Here is a 16,491-nt window from a genome sequence, read left to right on the forward strand (position 1 = left end):
ATCCTCCTTAAAATGAGCCGGCGGGAATGGCCGGCGAGATTGGTTTATGAAATGTGCCCGATGGGTCAGTCGCCGTCGGAATTGAAGTCCAGCGTCACCGACGCTTTGGACGGCAGGCCCTCGTCGCTGTAAGCCGCCAGCACCCTGCCCAGCACCTGACGGAAGGCCCGGTCGTTGCGGCATTTGATGGTGAGCTTGTAGCGATAGCGGTCCTTGACCATGACGATGTTCATGGGTGCGGGGCCTAAAATCCGCAGCGGCATGCCCGGATGGGCGCTTGCCTCGATGCCCAGCAGCCGGGCAAAGCGGGCGGCCGCCTGCATGGTGCGGTTTTCGTCCGCGCCGCTGAAGGCGGCAATGCAGACGCTGCAAAAAGGCGGATACAGGCAGATCTTGCGGAACATGATCTCCTGATCGAAAAACGCCTCGTAGTTCTGGGCCGCCGCCAGATTCAGGGTGGAATTCTCCGGGTCCATGGTCTGGATCAGCGCCCGGCCTGCGGCCCCGGCCCGGCCGGAGCGGCCGATCACCTGGGTCACCAGCGAGAACACGTTCTCCACCGCCCGGAACCCTTGCGAAAAGAGCAGCGAGTCGATGCCCAGCACGCCCACCAGCGTCACCTTTTCAAAATCAAGGCCCTTGGCCACCATCTGGGTGCCCAGCATGATGTCGTATTCGCCCCGGGCGAAGGCAGCCAGCATGTTTTCGTGGGCGTTTTTCTGGCTGGTGGAGTCCTGATCCATGCGCAGCACCCGGGCGTTCGGGAACAGCTCCGCCAGCTCCTCCTCCACCCGCTGGGTGCCAAAACCGGTATAGCGCACCTTTCCGCCGCATTCCGGGCAGACGGTGGGCACCGGCGAAATCGCCTTGCCGCAATAGTGGCAAAGCAGCTTGTTTTCCGATTTATGATACACCATGGGAACGCTGCAGCTGGAGCATTTGATCACCTGCCCGCAGCCGGAGCACATGCCCACGGTCTTGTAGCCCCGTCGGTTGAGCAGCAGAATCGCCTGCTCGCCCCGGGCCAGTGTCTGGCGGATGCGCCCGTCCAGCTCAGTGCTGATGCTGCCGGAGTTGCCGGCGGCCAGCTCAGCCCGCATATCCACCATTTCCACCGCGGGCAGCGGCTGGCCCGCATAGCGCCGGGTGAGTTTATACAGGGTATAGCGCCCCTCCAGCGCGGCCTGATAGCTCTCCACACTGGGGGTGGCCGATGCAAACAGCACCAGCGCGCCGTGATCCACGGCCCGGCGCTTGGCCACCTCCCGGGCGTCAAAGCGGGGTGCGCTTTCCGACCGGTAGGTGTGCTCCTGCTCCTCGTCCAGCACGATCAGGCCGATGTTTTTCAGCGGCGCGAACACCGCGCTGCGGGTGCCCACCACAATGTCGGCCCCGCCGGACTGGATCATCTGCCACTGCAGAAGCCGCTCGGTGTGGTTGAGCGCCGAATGCTGCACTGCCACCCGCCCGCCGAAGGTCTGCTTCAGGCGGCGGATCATCTGGGGGGTCAGGCTGATCTCCGGCACCAGCACCAGAGCGGTTTTGCCCAGTTCCAGCGTGTGCTGGATCAGCTTCAGAAACACCAGCGTTTTGCCGCTGGCAGTCACCCCGTAAAGCAGGGCGGCGCTGGGCTTTTTTTCGTCCATCTGGGCGCACAGGCCGTCGTACACCTGCTGCTGCTCCTCGCTGAGGACGATCGGGTCGTTTGTCTGCGGGATATGGCTGAACAGGTCCAGAACCTTGTCCACCTGCCGTTTTTCCAGCACACCCTTTTCGCACAGGTTATCCAGCACCGCACGGCTCAGGCCCAGCTGGGCCAGCGCGCTCTGGGGTAACGGGCCGTTTTGCAGCGCCGCCACCGCTGCCTGCTGCTTGGCGGTGGGCTTTGGTTTTTCGGGCAGAGTGCCCACGAGGGAATATTCCGGTTCGGTGTGGCGCACCAGCTGCTTTTGCAGCCGGGGGCCATTCTCGGTTTCCACCGGTTTATATTGTGCCCCATAGGGGATGATGGCCTTCACCGCCTCGTACCAGGTGCAGAAGGTGCGCTCCTTCAAAAAGCGCACCAGACCCAGCAGCTCGTCGGTGAGGCGGGCGTTTTCCGGCGCTGCATCGAACAGTTCCTTGCAGCGGCCGGCTTCCTCCTGCTGGCCGGTGGCCAGCACCACGCCCATGCGGGGCTTATTGCCCCGGCCAAAGGGCACCAGCACCATGCCCCCCGGAACCACCGGATGGGCCAGTGTGGGGGGCACAAGATAGGTATAGAGCTTGTCAAAATGAAACGTGGCGCCGCTTACTGCCACCTGGACTGTTTGCAGCACCGTGCCGCGCTCCCTTCCGCCCGCCGGGGGCGGGTCACTCTTCTTCCTGCTGATACTTCTGAATCAGGCCGTAGATTTCCTCGGCGCACTCGTCCACGGTGTCGTTGATCACAACCTCGTTGTAATCCACCGCGTACTCCATCTCCTCCACCGCGCGGGCCAGACGCTTCTTGATGTCCTCCTCGCTCTCGGTGCCGCGGCCGCGCAGCCGCTCTTCCAGCTCGCCATAGCTCGGCGGCCGCACAAAGATGGTCACCGCGCCGGGATAGATGCGCTTCACGTTGCCCGCGCCGATCACCTCGATGACCAGAATCACGGTGGTGCCGTTGTTGATGCGCTTATCCACCTCGGACTTGGGGGTGCCGTAGTAGTTGCCGCAGTATTCGGCATACTCCAGAATTTCGCCCGCCTGAATGCGGTGCTCGAACTCCTCACGGGTCAGGTAAACATAGTTCACCCCGTCCTTTTCGCCGGGGCGGATCTCACGAGTGGTGGCGGAAACCGAAACCTCGATCTCCGGGTGCAGCTCCATCAGCCGCTTGACCACCGTGTCCTTACCGGAGCCGGAAGGCCCGGAGATCACGATCAGATGGCGTTCTTTATTCATTGTCCAGCTCGTCCTCCATTTCATCGTCGGCATCGTCGTTGTCGTTCAGGCGGTTGGCCACGGTCTCCGGCTGCACGGCGGACAGGATCACATGGTCGGAATCCATGATGATCACCGCACGGGTACGGCGGCCGTAGGTGGCGTCGATCAGTGCGCCCTTGTCCCGCGCTTCCTGCACAATGCGCTTGATGGGCGCGGACTCCGGGCTCACGATGGCGATCAGCCGGTTGGCGCTGACCATGTTGCCGAAGCCGATGTTGATCAGTTTCATGCTCTGGCTCTCCTTATTCGATGTTCTGGATCTGCTCGCGGATCTTTTCGATCTCGGCCTTGGTGTCCACCACAATGCGGGTGATGGCAATGTCCTGGCACTTGGAGCCGATGGTGTTGGTCTCCCGGTTCAGCTCCTGGGTCAAAAAGTCCAGCTTGCGGCCCACCGGGCCGTCGCTTTCCAGAATCTCACGGTACTGGGCGATGTGGCTGCGCAGGCGCACCGTTTCCTCATCCACGGCGGTTTTATCGCCGAAGATGGCGGCCTCGGTGAGGATGCGGGCCTCGTCGATGTTCTGATCCTGCAGAATGGTCTGCAGCCGGGTGTACAGCTTCTGGGTGTAGGCCTGCACCCGCTCGGCGCTGCCTTCCTCCACCTTGCCCACGTTGGCCTCGATGGTGGCCAGGCGGCTCATCACGTCCGCCTTCAGCTTTTCGCCCTCCTTCGCCCGCATAGCCACGAAGTTTTCCAGCGCGGTGCGGCAGACCGTGCTCACATCCTGCCACAGCTGCTCCTCGTCCACATCCGCGTGGCGCACGCTCAGAACATCCGGGTAGCGGGCGATGAGCCCGGCGGTGGCGTCGTTCTTCACGCCCAGCTGATCGGCCAGCTTGGCCAGCGCGTCGGCGTAGCTTTTTGCCAGCGGCAGGTCAACCTCCACCGCCACATCCTGGCTGCCCACGCTCTGCATCTGCAGGCTCAGTTCCACCTTGCCCCGGCTGATGCTTTCGCTGAGCAGCTTTTTCAGCTTGTCGTCCAGAAAGGCACAGCTGCGGGGGATGCGGGAGGAATACTCAAAATAACGGGAGTTTACGCTTTTGATCTCGACGGTGATATCCCGCCCGTTCAGGATCGCTTCGCCGCGGCCGTAGCCGGTCATGCTCAAAGCCATTGATAAAGGCACCTCGTTCCCTGTTGGATCGCTCCTTGGATTGTTCGGGGATGCCGCCGAAAGCGGCCGGCATGGCTCTGCGCGCGCTGCTGATCCGGCCGCAGACACATTTCCCCATTTAAATATACATGCTATTATTCTACTCGGTTTGGCGCTTCATTGCAAGTTTTTTATCATTCCTGACCCTCCTGCCCTTGTTTTGCCCGCCGCCTTATATTACAATGGATGCGTTGATTTTCCGACTTTTGGGGGAGGGGTTTCATGCAGACGAGGGAACGCTGGCATCTGATCGACGGGCTGCGGGGCCTGGCACTGGCCAACATGGTGCTGTATCACCTTTTATTTGATGTCTATGTGATCTGGGGCTTTGACCCGCTTTGGCCTGCCCGCTGGCCGGTTCGGGTGTGGGAGCGGTGCATCTGCTGCTCCTTCATCTTCATCAGTGGCCTGTGCTGGCACTGGGGCAGGCGGCACGCACTGCGCCGTGGCCTTGTGCTCAACGGCTGCGGGCTACTGATTACCGCCGTTACTCTGGTCGCCGTTCCGGAGCAGGCGGTGTGGTGCGGGGTGCTCACCTTTCTGGGCTGTGCCACATTGCTCACCATCCCGGTGGACCGGCTGCTGCAGGGCCGATGGGCCGTAGCCGGCCTTGCGGTGAGCCTTGTGCTGCTGGCGGTGTTCTGGCCGGTAAACCGGGGCTGGCTGGGCTTTGGCGCATTGCAGCTCTGGCAGCTGCCGGACGCGCTTTACCATTCCCGGCTGCTCACGGTGCTGGGCTTCCCCTTTGCGGGCTTTTCCTCCAGCGACTATTTTTCCATTCTGCCCTGGTATTTTCTCTTCCTGGCCGGCTACTTCGCCCGGCCGTTGCTGTTCGCCAATGAGCAGGTAAAAAAAATGGCCCGGCTGCGGCTTCCTCTGCTGGATTGGCTGGGCCGCAAAAGCCTGCCGGTCTATCTGGTACACCAGCCTTTGTGCATGGCGGTGTGCATGGTGTTTCTTTCGCCTGCATCACCGTTCTGCCTTGTAAACTGAATTTTGTTTTTCCGCGGCGCTCTTTTCCAAACAAAAAGGGCGCTGTTTTTGCGTCCGGGGCCACCTTCTGTCCACTTATGTGCGAACCTGCCAAAACAAAGAAAAACATTTTGTTTGCTTTGTCAGTTGATATTATTAATAATTATTACTATAATTAAGACCCGGCTATTTCCGGATTTTGGAAGGAAGAATACATAACCTATTATAAAGAAAGGAATGTGAGGAAACTGAACCACCTGCCCTTATCCGTCCGCGTCCCCATTGAGGAGGACAATCCCAGCATCCTGCGCCATGAAGATGCCTGCATCCGGTGTGGCATGTGCAAGGAGGCCTGTACCAACCTGATGGGGGTGCACGGCAGCTACACGCTGGAAGAAACCGGCAACCGCGCCATCTGCATCTACTGCGGCCAGTGCGCCAACGTTTGCCCGGTAGACAGCATTGTGGAACGGGATGAATGCCCCCAGGTTCGTCAGGCAGCCGCCGACCCCGACCGGGTGCTGGTGGTCAGCACCTCGCCCTCGGTTCGCGCCGCGCTGGGCGAAGAATTCGGCATGGAGCCCGGCGCCTTTGTGGAAGGCAAAATGGTGGCGCTGCTGCGCGCACTGGGGGCCGACTATGTGCTGGACACCAACTTCGCCGCCGACCTGACCATTGTGGAGGAGGCCAGCGAGCTGATCCGCCGCATCACCGAAAAGGATCGCCCCCTGCCCCAGTTCACCAGCTGCTGCCCCGGCTGGGTACACTTTGCCGAGATGTACGCCCCCGAGCTGCTGCCCCATCTGTCCACCGCAAAGAGCCCCATCGGCATGCAGGGCCCCACGGTAAAAACCTATTTTGCAAAAAAGATGGGACTGGATCCGGAAAAAATCGTGCATGTGGCCCTCACCCCCTGCACCGCCAAGAAGTTTGAAATCCGCCGCGGAGAGCTGCACGGCGCCGCGGATCATCTGGGCATTCCCGGCCTGCGGGACACCGATCAGGTGATCACCACCCGGGAGCTGGCCCGCTGGGCAAAGGCCGAAGGTGTGGACTGGAACGCGCTGGAGGATTCCGCCTACGACTCCCTGATGGGTCAGGCCTCCGGCGCGGGCGTGATCTTCGGCAACACCGGCGGCGTGATGGAGGCTGCCCTGCGCACCGCCTACGCCTACATCAACGGCGAAAGCGCCCCCCAGAGCCTGCTGAATCTGACCCCGGTTCGCGGGTACGAGGGCGTGCGGGAGGCTCAGGTGGCAATCGGCGACCAGACGCTTCAGGTTGCGGTGGTTTACGGCACTGCCAACGCCCGGGCCTTCCTGCAGCGCATGAAGGAAAGCGGCAGGCAGTACCATTTCGTGGAGGTCATGGCCTGCCCCGGCGGCTGCATCGGCGGCGGCGGTCAGCCCAAGAACATCATGCGGGATGCGGACGAAACCCGCAAACAGCGCATCGCCGCCCTTTACCGGCGGGACGGCTCCATGGAGCTGCGCACCAGCCACGAAAACCCGGAGATCAAGCAGGTCTACGAGGAATTCTACGGTCAGCCCCTCAGCGAGATGGCCGAGCAGATGCTGCACACCAGCTACCGGGATTGCAGCGGTCTGCTGAAAGGCCAGCCCGTTTCCGGCGAATAACCCTCTTTTCTCCCCACAGAACAGCAAGCACAGCAAAGGCCCCCGGCCTGCCGCAGAACGCGGCGGACCGGGGGCCTTTTTTTAATGGATTCAGGGTGCGATCAGCCGCGCCGGGGCCGGCTGGGCCGGGAGGGGGCGGTGGTGCGCTTTTTCTGGTGCTCACGGCGCTGCTCGGCAGCCTCCTGAGCACGCTGGGTCTGGGAGCGGGCCTTGCCCTTCTGAGCGGCGGCGCGCAGGGCGGCCACCTCACTCTTGGTCAGCTCCCGGTACTGGCCGGGCTGAAGCATGCCCAGCTTCACCGCGCCCATGGCGCTGCGGCGCAGGCGGATCACTTCCAGGCCCACTGCCTCGCACATGCGGCGGATCTGCCGGTTCTTGCCCTCCTTGATGGTCATTTCCATCACGGTACGGCCCGGCTCATCCACCACCACGTTGATCACCGCAGGCTGGGTCACGCTGCCGTCGTCCAGAGTAACGCCCTTGCTCAGGGCAATGACCTGGCTCTCGTCTGCGCGGGGACGCACGGTAACCCGGTAGAGCTTGCTCACACCATGGGAGGGGTGCATCATCAGGTTGGCGAAGCCGCCGTCGTTGGTGAGCAGCAGCAGGCCCTCGCTGTCCTTATCCAGACGGCCCACCGGGAATACCCGCACCGGGTAATCGGCCAGCAGATCCATCACGGTCTTGCGGCCCCGCTCGTCGCTGGTGGTGGTCACAAAGCCACGGGGCTTGTGCAGCATCAGGTAGTGATATTCCTGCTTTTTCTCCAGTCGGATGCGCTGACCGTCGATGCTCAGGGTATCGCGATTCACATCCATCTTATCGCCCAGATTCACCGGGTGGCCGTTCACCTTCACCCGGCCCTCCAGAATGATCTGCTCCGCTGCGCGGCGGGAGCACATGCCCTGCTCGGCCATTACCTTTTGTACTCGTTCCAATGCCATAATCCGTTCCTCATATTCTCTGTTGGTTGATTGCAGAAAAAGCGGGCGGCAGATTGATCATGCCGCCCGACCTGGTTTACTGTTTCTGTGCCGGGTCGGCCGCGGCGGCCTCGCCCTTGTTCAGCAGGCCGGTGAGCTTGTCCACCAGCTCAGGCACCATGTTCAGCGCCCGGTCCACCGTGCTGTTGTGATCCGCCAGCTGGATGGTGCGCACGTTGCCGTCCTTGATGACCAGGAAGGCCACCGGGGTGACCGACACGCCCGCGCCGCTTCCGCCGCCGAACAGCTCCTTGGTGGTCTTTGCGCCAAAGTCGGAACCGCCGGACGCAAAGCCAAAGGTGACCTTGGACACCGGCAGAATGGTGGTGCCTTCCAGTGTGATGGGTTCGCCGATGATGGTGTTGGAGCCAACCATCTCGCGGATCTTGTCCAGGGTAACGCTCATCATACCCTCAAGCGGACGTTCAGCCATAGTCGTTTTCCTCCTGTGATGCAACCGGCCTTGCAAAGCCGGGGTGTTTCGTTGTGGTTCTGTCTGAGCCGGGCGGCCGTCAGATCAGCTTCTCCTTGCGAAGGCGAAGCAGCGCCCAGACTCCTGTTATTACCATTATAATCAGATGGGACGTGATTTTACAAGAGAAATGTTCCTGCCCCTGATGTTCGCCGGTGTAATCCGGCTCGATGACCAGCTGCTCCATGCGCAGATCCAGAAAGTTCTGCAGCATACCGAAGCTGGCGCCAAGGCCCGCGTGCACCGCGCCCACAGCCAGTGCGGTGGATGCGGCGTTTTCCCGGTGCACGGGCAGATAGATCCGGATATGGTGGATCTTGAAGCCTTCCAGCAGGCGGCGCAGAATCTGGCCGCCGGTGCGCACCCAGGTGAGCACCCAGTCTACGGTTTCCTGCAGGGTTTTTTCCGTTTTTTTCGGAGCTTCCTGCTTTGGCGGGGTCTTGTCCGCCTTGCGCTGCGGCGGCTGGGCGGCGACTTTTCCGGTCTGCCGGGCGGCGGGCTGAGGCGTTCCCTCTTTTTGTGCGGGCTCTGTTTTCTGCTCCGCCTGCACGGAAGAAGCTACCGGTTCCACCGGTTTTTCCGCCGGAGCTGCCAATTTTTCCTCCGCCGGTTTAACCGCCGCCTGCGTCGGCTTTGGTTGCACCGGCCCGGTTTTTTCCTGTTTCGGCTTTCGGGGCTTCTTTTGTTTTTTCGGCTTTTCCGGTTTCTCCGGGCGGGGATACAGCCGCACCCTCACCGCCAGCACCCGCAGCGCGGCAGTGAATTTGCCCTGTTCATAGCAGAGCTCAGCGGTCACCGGAACCAGAAGCGCGGCGATGAGCAGCGCCAGAAGCACCAGCAGAATCCAACCGATTCCCTTCAGAATCAGCCATACAACGGCCATCGGCTCGCCTCCTTACCCGTTGTTGCGTGTAGATAAATCAGGCCTGCGCTTCGCCTGTGCTGCCTGCCATCTCCAGCTGGACGCCGTCGCCCTCATGCAGCGGGGGCAGCTGTTCCAGTGTAGCCAGACCAAAGGTGCGCAGAAACACCTCGGTGGTGCACAGGCTGATGGGCCGGCCGGGCAGATCCAGCCGTCCGGCTTCCTCCACCAGCCCCTTTTCCATCAGCTTTGCGATGGTCGACGAGGAATCCACGCCGCGCACCTGCTCCACAAAGCCGCGGGATACCGGCTGATTGTAGGCGATGATGGCCAGCACCTCCAGCGCTGCCTGAGAAAGTGGCGTGTTGCGCCGGTTGTCCAGCACCCGCTTCACCGGTTCCTGCACGGCGGTTTTGGTGGCCATCTGCCATTTGTCGCCCAGGGGCAGGATGCACAGGCCCCGGTCCGCCTTTTCATATTCCTTTTGCAACTGCTCCAGAATGGCCACCGTCTGATCCTTCGGGATCTCCAGCGCCTCGGCAATCTTGTCCGCTCCGATGGCATCGCCATGGGCGAACAGGATGGCCTCCACAGCCGCCTTATATTCCTTTTCCTTCTGTGTCATGCCTTTTGTCAACTCTCCTGTTTCTTCATCCGGCCCCGGCGCACGGTGAGGGTTTCCTGATCGTCGATCTCGATGCGTCCCGCACGGATCAGCTCCAGCACCGCCAGAAAGGTTGCCACCGTCTGGCTGCGGCTTCCGCCCCGATTGAACAACCCCCGCAGGCTTGCCACCCGGCCTGTAACAATGCTGCGCAGCACATGCACCACTCGGCTGGCCACCGATACAAACGGCGCAGTAACCAGCGGCTCAAAGCTCTGCTGGTTGGGTGCGGCCTTGCGGCGCCGGCTTCTGCCCAACAGCAGCTCCATGGCCTGGGCCAGAAGGGTCGCTTCATGGGTCAGGCGGTAGGTGTTATCCTGCTCCAGCTCCATGGGCGGGCGCACAAAGCTGCAATGGCAGGCAGCCTGTTCGCCCAACTGGCGGGCCACCTCCTTGCAGGCGCTGTATTCGATCAGCTGGCCGGTGAGCTCTTCCTTCATCCGCTCCGCTTCCTCGCTGCGGGGCAGAAGCAGAAAGCTCTTCATCTGCACCAGACGGGCAGCCATCTCGATAAACTCGCTGGCCACCTCCATCCGGTTTTCCTGCAGGCCGTTGATCAGGCTGGTGTACTGGTCGATCAGCTCCAGAATGGGGATGTCGTAGATATTCATCTTGTTTTTGCTCACAAGATAGAGCAGCACGTCCAGCGGGCCGTCGAATTCCTCCAGATGGAAGGTCAAAGTCTCCATACTTTCCCCTCCTTACACCGCAACACCCGCAGCCATGTAGACCGCCCGGTCGATGAAGGCGGTGGCATTGTTCAGAATACCCCACATGCCGTTGTTCAACCAGTAGAGGGGAACATCAAACACGCCAAACATCAGCAAAAGGAACATGCCGATAAAGATCTGCCGCTCGTACTGCATCACCTTGAAATACAGATGCCGGGGCAGCACCAGCAGCAGGATGCGGCTGCCATCGAAGGGAGGCACCGGCAGCAGATTGAATACCGCCAGCGACACATTGATTGCCACCATATAATAAAGGAAGTAGAGCACCAGCTCCGCCGCCATGCCTGCCGGCAGGAAATAGTATGCCAGCTTATACAGCATCATAGACAGATACGCCAGCACCAGATTGGAAAGCGGCCCGGCCGCCGCGCTGAGGGCCATACCCAGCTTGGGGTTTTTGTACCGCTGGGGATACACCGGAACCGGTTTGGCCCAGCCGATACCGGCCACAATCATACACACTGCACCCAACAAATCGAAGTGCGCCATGGGATTCAGCGAAAGCCGACCCATATTTTTTGCGGTGGGATCACCCAGCTTGGCGCTTGCCCAGGCATGAGCGGACTCGTGCACAGGAATGGCAAGCAGCATGGCAAGCCCGCGCATCACCCAGACAAGCAGCTGGGCAGGACTGATCAGACCCATAGAACTCTCCCTTTTTGTTCGTTTGACGCCTTATATAAAATAAGGTAGAATACATTGCATACAAACACTGCGCGCTGCCCGGTGCAAACGCAGGGCATATCTGGCAGTTTGCTTTTTATTATAGCGTTTTTTGGGGCCATCCACAAGCAAAATGGGATTTTTTAAGAGTTTTTCAAAGATATTTTTAAAAAGCCCTTGATTTTTCCCTTCCGGCTTGCTATTATATTCTAGCGACTTAAATTAAATCGAGGAGGTGCAGCAAATGGCAAAGTGCAATTGTTGTGGCAAGGGCGTTTCCTTCGGCATCCAGGTTTCCCACTCTCATCGTCGGTCTAACCGCACCTGGAAGGCGAACGTGAAGCGTGTTAAGGCTATTGTAGACGGTTCTCCCAAGTACATCTACGCCTGCACCCGCTGCCTGCGCTCGGGCAAGGTTACCCGCGCTGTTTGATTTTTCAACGCAAAAACTGCCGGTCATCTTCGGATGACCGGCTTTTTTGTGTTCTGCTCTTCTGCCCTGCTTGACCGGTTCGCCCGGCCATTCTATAATGAAGGTAATGCAATTCGCGGTGACTTTTCACTGCTTGGGAGGGATTTTGCTTGGAGATCCAGTATTACAAGGAACCCAGCCGCTTTTTAAAGCGGGAGATGGAGTTCAAGGTGTTCGGCCATTCCGGCCTTCCCTGCCTTGCCTTCGCCTGCGAGGGAGGCCGTTTTTACGATTGGGAGGATCACGGCATGGTAGCCGCGCTGGCTCCGCTGATCGACGCAGGCCGCATCCAGTTGTTCTGTGCAGACAGTGTGGACGCGGAAAGCTGGATGGGCAGCGGCGAGGGCCGGGCCCGCAGCGAGACGCAGGAACGCTGGTTCAACTATCTGGTGGGTGAACTGATTCCCCGGGTACTGGCGCTGAACGGCGGCTCCCATACGCGGGTAGCTCTGCTGGGCTGCAGCCTGGGTGCGGGTCATGCGCTGAACCTGTATCTGCGGCGGCCGGAGCTGGTATGCGGTGCAATCTGCCTGTCCGGCAGCTATTCCGCCGCCACCTGGTTCGGCCCCTATCACGACGATCTGACCCTGCGCAACAGCCCGCTGGAATATCTGCCCCTGCTGCACACCGAGGGCCTGCCCTCCACCCGGCTGGCTCCCCTGTTTTTGTGCTGCGGCCGCGGCCCCTACGAGGATGATTTTCTGGCCGACACCCGGGCCATGGCCCAGGCGTTGACCGACCGGCGCATGCCTGCCTTTGTGGATTACTGGGGCGAGGATGTGAGCCACGACTGGCCCTGGTGGGCAAAGCAGGCCGTTTACTTTTTACTCCAGCTGCTGCAGCAGCTGAACAGCAAGGCAAAACCCACTGCATAACCCATTCCGCCGAGCTTTCCGGGCCCGGCGGAATTTTTTTGTGTTTTCTGTAACGGACGGTCGATACAGCCGTCTAATAGAGCGAAACGGCTGTTTTACATTCATTGCCCGAAAAAGGGGCAGATCGGAAAGGAGGGGTGCGCTTGCAGGACCTGGAAGAACTGTATCAGCTTTACAGCCCGGATATCTATCGCTATCTCTGCGGGCTCACCCATGACCCTGTCTGGGCGGAGGACCTGCTCAGTGAAACCTTTTTAAAGGCGGTGCGTGCCTTCGGCCGCTTCGAGAGGCGCAGCAGCATAAAAACCTGGCTGTTCACCATTGCACGCAACGTGTGGGTGGATGCACTGCGCCGCAAACGGCCCACCCTTTCCTACGACGATATGCTGGCGGGCTATCTGGAGCAGGACATGCCGGACCCCCGCGGCCTGGAGGAGGAATGCGACACCCGGGATCTGGCTCGCCGGGCACGCCAGCTGTTGGAGACGTGCAAACCAAATGCCCGCACCGTTCTTTTAATGCGGGCCCAGGGCTATTCCTTTGCGGAAATCGCCCAGGCATGCGGCATCACGGAGAATTCCGCCCGGATGCTGAGCTTCCGCACCCGCAACTGGCTGCGGGATCAACTGAAACAAGAGGAGGGATCGATGCAATGAACAAAGGCATCGTGTCAGACATTTCCTGCGACGTATGCAGGGATCTGATTCCGCTGGTGGCCGACGGCGTCGCCAGTGAGGACAGTGAAGCTCTGGTACACGCCCATGTGGCCCACTGCCCTGCCTGCCAGGCGTATCTGGATTCCGGTGGCATCCAGCTGCCCGCACCGGAACCGGACGCTGCCCGGGTGCTGGGGCGCATCCAGCGCAAGCTGCTGGCCCAAAGTGCCCTGATGGCGGTGGCCGGATTTGTGGTGTGCCTTGCGCTGGCAAACGGGCCGTTCCTGTCCTGGGGCCTGCCTGCGCTGGGTGCACTGGGTTATGTATTCCTGCGCCGCAGTGTCTGGTTCGCAGCCATCATCAGCGCCATTCCCATGGCGCTGGTGCTGCTGGTCAGCACACCGAACCGCACTTCCCTGATGCAGGCCGGGCTGTATCTGTCCGCCCTGCTGGTGGGCGCGCTCATCGCCAAACTGCTGCACTTCGCCTTCGGCGGGCTGCGCCGGGGCCAATCCGACCCAAAGGAGGAATCTTTAGATGAATAAAATCAAATGGCCGGCTCTTCCCAAAATCCGGCAGACCCCGCTCACCCGGATTGCCGCCGCCCTGCTCGCACTGGTGCTCATCGCCGGTCTGGTGCTGGTGGTGGAACGGCAGGTGGGCAACCCCATATCCGCCCGGTGGACGGTGCACACCATCAATGACGCTTTACAGGCCAAATACCCTGGTGAGGGCTATGTGGTGGGCAATGCCCGCTACACCTACGCGGACGGCAAGCGCCGCTATGTCTGCCCGGTTTATCAGACCGGAGAGGAGGACGTGGGCTTTTCCGCCTATGTGAGCAGCGGCCAGGTTTATACCAATCGCGCCCTGACGGTGGACAGCGGTCTGAACACCTCCAACCGGCTGCGCAATGAGCTGGCCGACCAGCTGGATACCAACCGGCTGTGCCGGGATCTGAAGGGCCGCTCCCCCTACGAAACCACCCTCACCTTCTACCCGGAAGATAACGACCGGGTATTCGATTCGCAAAATCCTCTGTTCCGGGTTGGGATGGAGTTTTCCGCCGATAGCCTTCCCCTGCCCACCGTACTGTATACGGGCTTCCACAGTGCAGACCGGGAACCACCTGAGGTCACGCTGGAAAAAGCCGCTTCCTATCTGGTGGCGCTGAAGCAGGCCGCCGCCAATCAGGGGCTCGCCTTTGATTACTACTCCGCCACCGTCTATGGCCGGAACATCACCTGGCTGCTGCTGGATGTGCCCACCGAAGCCATTCCGGATCAGCTGCCGGAGGAGACTGCCGCCGGGGAACCCCAGCCCGCCGCAGAAGAATCCGCAGGCGAGGCACCGGCAGAGAGCAGCTTTGACGCACTGGTGGCCCTGTTGCAGGACCGCATCACGCAGAACGGGCAGACTTCGCCCGCCGTTGCAGACGCTTCCCCCGCAAACAGCGCCCGCAGCCTGAGCGACCAGCGGTTTGCCCTGCTGTACCGTGAGGACAGCTGTTTTCAGCCGTTGTAACCGCGCTGCGGATTCTCTTTGAAACACGCAATCGCCCTGTGTGCCGTTCTATGGCGCACAGGGCTTTTCTGTTTCTCCGGCTTCTCTTACTTCTCAACTTCCGCCGGTTCATGGTATAATAGAACCAATATTTGATAAAACCAATGGAGGGAGCTTACTTATGGCGATTCGGATTGGTATTTTTGGTTACGGCAATCTGGGCCGGGGCACCGAGTGTGCGGTGCGCCAGAACCCGGACCTGGAGCTGGCTGCGATTTTTACCCGGCGGGATCTGGCCAGCATTTCTCCCCTGACCGAGGGCGTGCCGGTGGTGGCGGCAAAGGATGCTGCTGACTGGGCCGGTAAGATTGATGTGATGATCCTGTGCGGCGGCAGCGCCACTGACCTGCCGGTGCAGACCCCCGAGCTGGCCCGCTGGTTCAATCTGGTGGACAGCTTCGACACCCACGCCAAAATCCCCGAGCACTTTGCTGCGGTGGACGCCGCCGCCAAAGCCGCGGGCACCACTGCCCTGATCAGCGGCGGCTGGGACCCGGGCCTGTTCTCGCTGAACCGGGTGTATGCCGAAGCCATTCTGCCCCAGGGCGGAACCTACACCTTCTGGGGCAAGGGCGTGAGTCAGGGCCATTCCGACGCCATCCGCCGCATTGAAGGCGTGGAGGATGCCCGCCAGTACACCGTACCGGTGCCCGAGGCGCTGGAGCAGGTGCGTGCCGGGCAGCGCCCCACCCTGACCACCCGGCAGAAGCACACCCGGGAATGCTATGTGGCCGCAAAGCCCGGGGCAGATCTTGCCCGCATCGAGCAGGAAATCAAGACCATGCCCAACTATTTTGCAGACTACGACACCACCGTCACCTTTGTGAGTCTGGAGCAGCTGCACGCCGAGCACAGCGGCCTGCCCCACGGCGGCAGTGTGCTGCGCAGCGGCCTGACCGGCTGGAACGAGGAGCACACCGCCACAGTGGAATACAGCCTGAAGCTAGATTCCAACCCGGAATTCACCGCCAGCGTACTGGCCGCCTGCGCCCGTGCCGTACACCGGATGCATACCGCCGGGCAGACCGGCTGCAAAACCATTCTGGACGTTCCCCCCGCACTGCTCAGCCCCCTGAGCGGCGAGGAGCTGCGCCGCCAGCTGCTGTAAGCCGGAGCGCGAACCCCATATCCAAGGAGTTTTTATGAAGATCACTCACATCTGCCACAGCTGCTTTCTGGTAGAGCTTTCACACACACTGCTGCTGTTCGACTACTTTCAGGGCCCGCTGCCTGTGCTGGATTCGGAAAAGGCGCTGTTCGTCTTTTCCTCCCACCGGCATCACGACCACTACTCCCCCGCTGTGTGGGAGCTGAGCGAGAGCCACCCCAATGTGTTTTATGTGCTGGACGAAAACATTCCCGCCCGGCGCTCAGCCAATGTGCTGCCCGCCGCGCCCCGCAGCCGGTACGACTGGCAGGGTCTTTGCATCGAGACTCTGCGCTCCACCGACGAGGGCTGCGCCTTTCTGGTGCAGGCCGAGGGGCTCTGGTTCTACCATGCGGGCGATCTGAACTGGTGGCACTGGGAGGGTGAGCCGGACGAACAGAACGCCTGGCACGACAAGGCCTTCCACGAGGAGCTGGAGCGCATCCGGGGCCGCTTTTTCGACGCGGCCTTTGTTCCGCTGGATCCCCGGCAGGAGGAAAACGCCTGGTGGGGCTTTGTGGACTTTTTAAACGCCTGCCGCTGCGACAATGTGTTCCCCATGCACTGCTTCGACAACCGTGCCGGAATGCTGTCCTATCTGAAGCGGCCGGAGCTTGCGCCCTATCTTGCCCGCATTCACACGGAAGAGGTGTGGCAGGGCTGAGCA

At 61.0% G+C, this 16,491-nt stretch carries 19 protein-coding genes; 9 read left to right on the forward strand and 10 right to left on the reverse strand.

Annotated elements, in window-relative coordinates:
* Positions 1-65: 65 nt before the first annotated feature.
* The 4 genes from priA to ACESYO_RS06660 are packed head-to-tail and all read right to left on the reverse strand — an operon-like array spanning position 66 to position 4,088.
* Positions 66-2,318: a replication restart helicase PriA gene (gene priA, locus ACESYO_RS06645; protein ID WP_373209629.1), complete on the reverse strand. Its 2,253-nt coding sequence runs from the start codon at positions 2,316-2,318 to the stop codon at positions 66-68.
* A gap of 34 nt (positions 2,319-2,352) precedes the next feature.
* On the reverse strand, positions 2,353-2,925 hold the full coding sequence (gene gmk / locus ACESYO_RS06650) for a guanylate kinase (RefSeq protein ID WP_283128284.1): 573 nt from the start codon (positions 2,923-2,925) through the stop codon (positions 2,353-2,355).
* Positions 2,918-3,196: an extracellular matrix/biofilm regulator RemA gene (remA, locus tag ACESYO_RS06655; RefSeq protein ID WP_058965143.1), complete on the reverse strand. Its 279-nt coding sequence runs from the start codon at positions 3,194-3,196 to the stop codon at positions 2,918-2,920. Before remA ends, gmk begins: the two co-directional genes overlap by 8 nt.
* Before the next feature lie 13 nt (positions 3,197-3,209).
* A complete protein-coding gene (locus tag ACESYO_RS06660) occupies positions 3,210-4,088 on the reverse strand; it encodes a YicC/YloC family endoribonuclease (RefSeq protein WP_058965144.1) in 879 nt (292 codons plus the stop codon).
* A 261-nt stretch (positions 4,089-4,349) separates the two neighbouring features.
* Here ACESYO_RS06660 and ACESYO_RS06665 point away from each other — a divergent pair, with 261 nt between their 5' ends.
* Together ACESYO_RS06665 and ACESYO_RS06670 are read left to right on the forward strand one after the other, a co-directional pair.
* Positions 4,350-5,120, forward strand: a complete 771-nt coding sequence (locus tag ACESYO_RS06665) for a heparan-alpha-glucosaminide N-acetyltransferase domain-containing protein (protein WP_058965145.1) — start codon at positions 4,350-4,352, stop codon at positions 5,118-5,120.
* A gap of 218 nt (positions 5,121-5,338) precedes the next feature.
* Positions 5,339-6,736, forward strand: a complete 1,398-nt coding sequence (locus ACESYO_RS06670; RefSeq protein WP_283128285.1) for a [FeFe] hydrogenase, group A — start codon at positions 5,339-5,341, stop codon at positions 6,734-6,736.
* 101 nt (positions 6,737-6,837) lie between these two features.
* Here ACESYO_RS06670 and ACESYO_RS06675 read toward each other — a convergent pair whose 3' ends face one another.
* The 6 genes from ACESYO_RS06675 to ACESYO_RS06700 form a co-directional block, all read right to left on the reverse strand.
* On the reverse strand, positions 6,838-7,680 hold the full coding sequence (locus ACESYO_RS06675; protein ID WP_058965146.1) for a pseudouridine synthase: 843 nt from the start codon (positions 7,678-7,680) through the stop codon (positions 6,838-6,840).
* 76 nt (positions 7,681-7,756) lie between these two features.
* Positions 7,757-8,152 carry a GerW family sporulation protein gene (gene ytfJ / locus ACESYO_RS06680; protein ID WP_087182244.1) on the reverse strand — a complete coding sequence of 132 codons (396 nt, stop codon included), beginning with the start codon at positions 8,150-8,152 and terminating at the stop codon, positions 7,757-7,759.
* 79 nt (positions 8,153-8,231) lie between these two features.
* A complete protein-coding gene (locus ACESYO_RS06685) occupies positions 8,232-9,074 on the reverse strand; it encodes a DUF2953 domain-containing protein (RefSeq protein WP_058965148.1) in 843 nt (280 codons plus the stop codon).
* A 37-nt stretch (positions 9,075-9,111) separates the two neighbouring features.
* Positions 9,112-9,678: an SMC-Scp complex subunit ScpB gene (gene scpB / locus ACESYO_RS06690; RefSeq protein ID WP_283128286.1), complete on the reverse strand. Its 567-nt coding sequence runs from the start codon at positions 9,676-9,678 to the stop codon at positions 9,112-9,114.
* 8 nt (positions 9,679-9,686) lie between these two features.
* Positions 9,687-10,406, reverse strand: a complete 720-nt coding sequence (locus tag ACESYO_RS06695) for a segregation and condensation protein A (RefSeq protein ID WP_058965150.1) — start codon at positions 10,404-10,406, stop codon at positions 9,687-9,689.
* Between the two features lie 12 nt (positions 10,407-10,418).
* Positions 10,419-11,093, reverse strand: coding sequence for a site-2 protease family protein (locus tag ACESYO_RS06700; protein WP_058965151.1), 675 nt, complete (start codon positions 11,091-11,093; stop codon positions 10,419-10,421).
* 262 nt (positions 11,094-11,355) lie between these two features.
* Here ACESYO_RS06700 and rpmB point away from each other — a divergent pair, with 262 nt between their 5' ends.
* From rpmB to ACESYO_RS06735, 7 genes are all read left to right on the forward strand, one after another.
* Positions 11,356-11,544, forward strand: a complete 189-nt coding sequence (gene rpmB / locus ACESYO_RS06705; protein ID WP_077138557.1) for a 50S ribosomal protein L28 — start codon at positions 11,356-11,358, stop codon at positions 11,542-11,544.
* A 149-nt stretch (positions 11,545-11,693) separates the two neighbouring features.
* Entirely contained in the window at positions 11,694-12,458 is a 765-nt protein-coding gene (locus ACESYO_RS06710; protein ID WP_283128287.1) for an esterase family protein, read from the forward strand.
* 143 nt (positions 12,459-12,601) lie between these two features.
* The gene (locus tag ACESYO_RS06715) at positions 12,602-13,114 is read left to right on the forward strand and encodes an RNA polymerase sigma factor (protein ID WP_283128288.1); all 513 of its coding nucleotides are present in this window, start codon (positions 12,602-12,604) and stop codon (positions 13,112-13,114) included.
* On the forward strand, positions 13,111-13,659 hold the full coding sequence (locus ACESYO_RS06720; RefSeq protein ID WP_283128289.1) for a zf-HC2 domain-containing protein: 549 nt from the start codon (positions 13,111-13,113) through the stop codon (positions 13,657-13,659). The genes ACESYO_RS06715 and ACESYO_RS06720 overlap by 4 nt, the downstream gene beginning before the upstream one ends.
* Entirely contained in the window at positions 13,652-14,638 is a 987-nt protein-coding gene (locus ACESYO_RS06725) for a YfjL-like protein (protein ID WP_283128290.1), read from the forward strand. The genes ACESYO_RS06720 and ACESYO_RS06725 overlap by 8 nt, the downstream gene beginning before the upstream one ends.
* Positions 14,639-14,798: 160 nt before the next feature.
* Positions 14,799-15,785, forward strand: coding sequence for a diaminopimelate dehydrogenase (locus ACESYO_RS06730; RefSeq protein ID WP_283128291.1), 987 nt, complete (start codon positions 14,799-14,801; stop codon positions 15,783-15,785).
* A gap of 34 nt (positions 15,786-15,819) precedes the next feature.
* Entirely contained in the window at positions 15,820-16,488 is a 669-nt protein-coding gene (locus tag ACESYO_RS06735; RefSeq protein WP_283128292.1) for an MBL fold metallo-hydrolase, read from the forward strand.
* The last annotated feature ends 3 nt before the right edge of the window (positions 16,489-16,491 follow it).

It is taken from the genome of Allofournierella massiliensis (assembly GCF_964241245.1).
In the GTDB taxonomy this organism is placed as follows: domain Bacteria; phylum Bacillota; class Clostridia; order Oscillospirales; family Ruminococcaceae; genus Allofournierella; species Allofournierella massiliensis.

Coding starts and splice junctions, on each gene's coding strand:
- ytfJ (WP_087182244.1), bottom strand. CDS start 8,152: ATGGCTGAACGTCCGCTTGAGGGTATGATGAGCGTTACCCTGGACAAG.
- remA (WP_058965143.1), bottom strand. CDS start 3,196: ATGAAACTGATCAACATCGGCTTCGGCAACATGGTCAGCGCCAACCGG.
- ACESYO_RS06730 (WP_283128291.1), top strand. CDS start 14,799: ATGGCGATTCGGATTGGTATTTTTGGTTACGGCAATCTGGGCCGGGGC.
- scpB (WP_283128286.1), bottom strand. CDS start 9,678: ATGACACAGAAGGAAAAGGAATATAAGGCGGCTGTGGAGGCCATCCTG.
- rpmB (WP_077138557.1), top strand. CDS start 11,356: ATGGCAAAGTGCAATTGTTGTGGCAAGGGCGTTTCCTTCGGCATCCAG.
- gmk (WP_283128284.1), bottom strand. CDS start 2,925: ATGAATAAAGAACGCCATCTGATCGTGATCTCCGGGCCTTCCGGCTCC.
- ACESYO_RS06725 (WP_283128290.1), top strand. CDS start 13,652: ATGAATAAAATCAAATGGCCGGCTCTTCCCAAAATCCGGCAGACCCCG.
- ACESYO_RS06675 (WP_058965146.1), bottom strand. CDS start 7,680: ATGGCATTGGAACGAGTACAAAAGGTAATGGCCGAGCAGGGCATGTGC.
- ACESYO_RS06685 (WP_058965148.1), bottom strand. CDS start 9,074: ATGGCCGTTGTATGGCTGATTCTGAAGGGAATCGGTTGGATTCTGCTG.
- ACESYO_RS06695 (WP_058965150.1), bottom strand. CDS start 10,406: ATGGAGACTTTGACCTTCCATCTGGAGGAATTCGACGGCCCGCTGGAC.
- ACESYO_RS06735 (WP_283128292.1), top strand. CDS start 15,820: ATGAAGATCACTCACATCTGCCACAGCTGCTTTCTGGTAGAGCTTTCA.
- ACESYO_RS06665 (WP_058965145.1), top strand. CDS start 4,350: ATGCAGACGAGGGAACGCTGGCATCTGATCGACGGGCTGCGGGGCCTG.
- ACESYO_RS06700 (WP_058965151.1), bottom strand. CDS start 11,093: ATGGGTCTGATCAGTCCTGCCCAGCTGCTTGTCTGGGTGATGCGCGGG.
- ACESYO_RS06660 (WP_058965144.1), bottom strand. CDS start 4,088: ATGGCTTTGAGCATGACCGGCTACGGCCGCGGCGAAGCGATCCTGAAC.
- ACESYO_RS06720 (WP_283128289.1), top strand. CDS start 13,111: ATGAACAAAGGCATCGTGTCAGACATTTCCTGCGACGTATGCAGGGAT.